General features: G+C 73.1%; 4 protein-coding genes. 1 reads left to right on the top strand and 3 read right to left on the bottom strand.

All coding sequences use genetic code 11. From position 1 onward, the window contains the following. Positions 1 to 137: 137 nt before the first annotated feature. Positions 138 to 962 carry a type I methionyl aminopeptidase gene (map, locus tag ACFV4N_RS40675; RefSeq protein ID WP_499678027.1) on the bottom strand — a complete coding sequence of 275 codons (825 nt, stop codon included), beginning with the start codon at positions 960 to 962 and terminating at the stop codon, positions 138 to 140. An 87-nt stretch (positions 963 to 1,049) separates the two neighbouring features. Here map and ACFV4N_RS40670 point away from each other — a divergent pair, with 87 nt between their 5' ends. Then, positions 1,050 to 1,319 (top strand): helix-turn-helix domain-containing protein, encoded by a 270-nt coding sequence (locus ACFV4N_RS40670; RefSeq protein ID WP_499678026.1) that lies wholly within the window; start codon positions 1,050 to 1,052, stop codon positions 1,317 to 1,319. 18 nt (positions 1,320 to 1,337) lie between these two features. Here ACFV4N_RS40670 and rox read toward each other — a convergent pair whose 3' ends face one another. Both rox and ACFV4N_RS40660 read right to left on the bottom strand, forming a co-directional pair. Further along, positions 1,338 to 2,795, bottom strand: a complete 1,458-nt coding sequence (gene rox / locus ACFV4N_RS40665) for a rifampin monooxygenase (protein ID WP_499678025.1) — start codon at positions 2,793 to 2,795, stop codon at positions 1,338 to 1,340. Between the two features lie 265 nt (positions 2,796 to 3,060). Beyond that, positions 3,061 to 4,091: Dyp-type peroxidase (locus ACFV4N_RS40660; RefSeq protein WP_499678024.1), on the bottom strand; the 1,031-nt coding region annotated here is incomplete at its 5' end.

Raw genomic sequence — 4,091 nt, 5'->3', positions numbered from 1 at the left:
ACCTGTGCCTGCTGGACGGGCTCCTCGACGGGCTCGCGATCACCGACCTGACCGCCCGCCTCGCACCGGCGCCCGACCAGTGCTGCGTCCGCCTCGACCCCGCCGAGGGCGTCGGGGGTTGAGCCGACGCGGTCGGCTCAGGACTCCTTCGCGGACGACCCGCCGGCGGGACCGGCCTTGACCGGGGGCTCCTCCCCTTCGCGCCGGGTGAGCACCAGGGGCTCGTCCTCGGTGATGGCGATCGTGTGCTCGGAGTGGGCCGTGCGCGAGCCGTCGGCCGACCGGATGGTCCAGCCGTCGTCGTCGTAGACGATCCGGTCGGTCGTGCGGGTGAACCAGGGTTCGAGCGCGAGGGTCAGCCCGGGTCGGAGCGTCAGGCCCCGGCCCGGCCGCCCCTTGTTGGACACGTGGAGGTCCTCGTGCATGGTGCGGCCGATGCCGTGGCCGCCGAACTCGGTGTTGACCGGGTAGCCGTAGTCGCGGGCCACCGCCCAGATCGCCGCCGAGATGTCGCCCAGGCGGTTGCCCGGGCGCGCCACCGCGATCGCCGCCTCCAGCGCCTCCTCGGTGGCGCGGATGATCCGCAGGTCCTCCTCGGCCCGGGTGCCGACGATGATCGTGCGCGCCGAGTCGGCCACCCAGCCGTCGATGCCGACCGCGAAGTCCGCGCTGAGCACGTCGCCGTCGCGCAGCGCGTAGTCGTGCGGCAGGCCGTGCAGGACGGCGTCGTTGACCGACAGGCAGATGACGTTGCGGAACGGCCCCTTGCCGAAGGACGGCGCGTAGTCCCAGTAGCACGACTCCGCCCCGCGCCGCTCGATCATGCCGCGCACGTGGTGCTCGAGGTCCAGCAGGTTGACGCCCACCTCGGCGAGCCGGCCGACCTCGGAGAGCACCTCGGCGACGAAACTCCCGGTCACGCGCATGCGCTCGATCTCCGCAGGCGTCTTCAGCTCAATCACGAATACCTCGCGTCACGGAGTGTTGGTATAGTTATACCGAAACCCTAGCACTTGTCGGTATAGTAATACCAACCCTATCCTGGGGGCATGGTCCGCCAACCGCTCACCCCGGAGCAGGTCGAAGCCGGCAGGCGCCTGGGCGCCCTGCTGCGTCGCGCGCGAGCCAAGCGCGACCTGGTGGAGGTCGCGCAGGCGGCCGGCATCTCGCCGGAGACCCTGCGCAAGATCGAGACCGGTCGGTTGCCCTCACCCGGCTTCGGCACGATCGTCTGCCTCGGCGAAGCGCTCGGCCTGCCGGTGCAGGAGTTGGCGGACACCTGGCGCGGCGGCGACCTGCCGCTGGAAGCCGTCTCCTGAGCAGGTCGCCGGGCGATCTCAGCCGACGGGTTCGCCGAACCAGCGGGAGAGGTGGTCGTCCAGGTCCCGCTGGTCGTCGCCGACCCAGGCGACGTGGCCGTCGGGGCGCAGCAGGGCGCACGGGACGTCCACCGCCGCCGCGGGGTCCGCGAGGTGGTCGACCCGGTCGGACCAACCGCCGGCGGTGAGGCGCCCGGTGCGGTCCAGCAGCAGGCCGCGGCCGCGGTGCAGCAGGTCGTAGAGGCGGCCGTGCGCCACCTCGACGTCGGGCAGGCGGCGGCCGAGCAGGTCGGGGCCTGCTCCGAAGTCGTAGCGAACGCCGATCGCGGTGATCTTCTCGATCAGGTGGCGGTTCACCTCGTCGAAATCCATCAGTTCGGCGAGCAGGCGGCGCACGGCCCGCGGACCCGCGCCCGGGGACGAGAGCTCCACCTGGGCGCGGGTGTTGTCCAGCACGTCCTCGGCCACCGGGCGGCGTTCGGCCTCGTAGGTGTCCAGCAGTGGCGTCGGCGCCCAGCCCCGGACCTCGGCGGCCAGTTTCCAGCCGAGGTTGAACGCGTCCTGGACGCCCAGGTTCAGCCCCTGCCCGCCGGCGGGCGGGTGGATGTGCGCCGCGTCGCCCGCCAGCAGCACCCGCCCCACCCGGTAGCGCTCGGCCAGCCGGGTGGCGTCCCCGAAGCGGGACAGCCAGCGCGGTGAGTGCACGCCGAAATCCGTTCCGGCGACGGCGCGCAGCCCGACCTCGAAGTCCTCGAGGGTGGGCGGTTCCGCGCGGTCGACGACCCCCTGGGCGGGGACCACGACGCTGTAGGACCTCTCGCCGGAGGGCCTGAGGCTGAAGGACCCGGCGGTCTTCCGGACCTCGGCCACCCTGGCGGCGACCTCCTCCCCCGGCACGCCCACCTCCATCTCCCCCATCAGCGTCTCGGTCCGCGAGGGCTCGCCGGGGAAGCCGACGCCGAGCAGCTTACGCACCGCGCTGCGCGCGCCGTCGCAGCCGACGAGGTAGCGCGAGCGCAGCCGCTCGCCGTCGGCCAGCTCGACGGTCACGCCCTCGTCGTCCTGCTCCAGTCCGGCCACCGCGCAGCCGTGCCGGACCTGCGCGCCCGAGCGGACCGCGTGTTCCTCGAGGAGCCGGACGACGACCGGCTGCGGGATGCCCAGCAGGTAGGCGTGCTCGGAATCCAGGCCCCGGGGCACGGGTTTGTCGATGGCGGCGAAGAAACCGGCGGCCGGGCGCCGCCGCCCGTGTTCGAGGATGCGGTCCAGCAGGCCGCGCATCGCCATCAGCTCGATGCTGCGGATGTGCAGGCCGACCACGCGAACCGCCGACACGGGCTCGGTGTCCTTCTCCAGGACGAGCACCCGCACGTCGTGCAGCCGCAGTTCGGCGGCCAGCACCGCGCCGGTCGGCCCGCACCCGGCGATGATCACGTCGAACGTCGACGGCCCGGCGGTGGGTTGCGAAAGATCCATGGGTGTTGCCTTTCGGGAGCGCCTTGTGGTCGAGGCGCTCCCGGCGACACCTACGTCAACCGCCCGGCCGTGACGGGAAGGATGAGCACCCACGTCGGTACAGCGTTCACGGGTCTCACCTCCTCGGGCGGTGTCACGGTCGGCCGCAAGCTACAAGCCCGGGCACCACCCGGTCCAACCCTTTTCCCGGCCACGTGATCACGGGCGTTCGTTCAGGGAAGAGCTGCAGGCGTCTGTCAGGGGTCCTCGTCCTCCACCACGGGGGTCAGCGGAACAGGGTGCTGCCGAGCGGGTGCCGCTCGTCGAAGCCGGGCAGCACGAGGAAGGTGCCGGTGGCGGTGGTCGTGGTGAACGGCAGCAGGGCGTCGCCGTTGTCCATGCGGGTCAGGGTGTTGGTGAACGTGCGGAGGTCGTTCTGGAAGCTGATGAACAGCAGGCCGGGTGAGGGGTCGGCGATGCTGTAGGAGCGGCGCAGCATGAGGCCGACGCCCACCGCCGCGGAGTGCGCCCGGCGCAGGTGGGAGTCGGCCGGGATGAGGTAGCGCCCGTCCGGTGTCTTGGCGCCCAGGTCCGGGTCGGCGGCGATGTCGCCGCCGGAGAGGGGCGTGCCGGTGTCCCGGCGGCGGCCGAAGACCGCCTCCTGGTCGGCGACGGGCAGCGCGGCGAACCGCGGCACGTCGAGTTCCATGCGGCGCAGCACGGCGATGGTGCCGCCGGCGACCGGGGCCGGACCGTCCAGCCACACGTCCCGCTGTTGTTGCGCCGTCGTGTGCGGGCCCACGATGCCGTCGACGAAGCCGAGCACGTTCCGCGGTGCGGCAAGGCTTTGGTTCACCGGAACGGTCGAACCGCGGTGCCCCGACTGCCGCCAGCGTTCCCGCACCCGGTCACCGGCGTGGTCCAGCAGCGCGGCGGCGGCGATCGACAGCACGACCGCGTCCCCGGCGCAGAGCTGCACCAGCAGGTCACCGCCGCGCGCTCGCGGGTCCACCCGTTCCCGGGAGAACGGCGGCAGGTCCGCCGCGCCGGGCAGGGAAGCGCCCGCCAGGCGCACCAGCCGGGGACCGAGCCCGATCGTCGCGGTGAGGTCGCCCGGCGACGAGCCCAGCAACCGCGCGTCGGTCCCCGCGGTGAGCGCGCGGACGGTTTCGCCGAGCCCGGCCAGCAGCGGGCCGATCGCCACGCCCTCGGCGACGTCGGCCACCACGACGAGCACGTTGGTCTGGGCTTCGGCCGGGAGGGTGACGCCCGCCTGGTGAGTGCCCGTCGGCGGCACCGGCGTGGTCGTCGGCGCGG

The sequence above is a fragment of the Actinosynnema sp. NPDC059797 genome, from assembly GCF_042732085.1.
Taxonomy (GTDB): Bacteria; Actinomycetota; Actinomycetes; order Mycobacteriales; family Pseudonocardiaceae; genus Actinosynnema.
The sequence above is the reverse complement of the archived record's forward strand: the minus strand, read 5'-3'. Positions and strand labels throughout refer to the sequence as shown.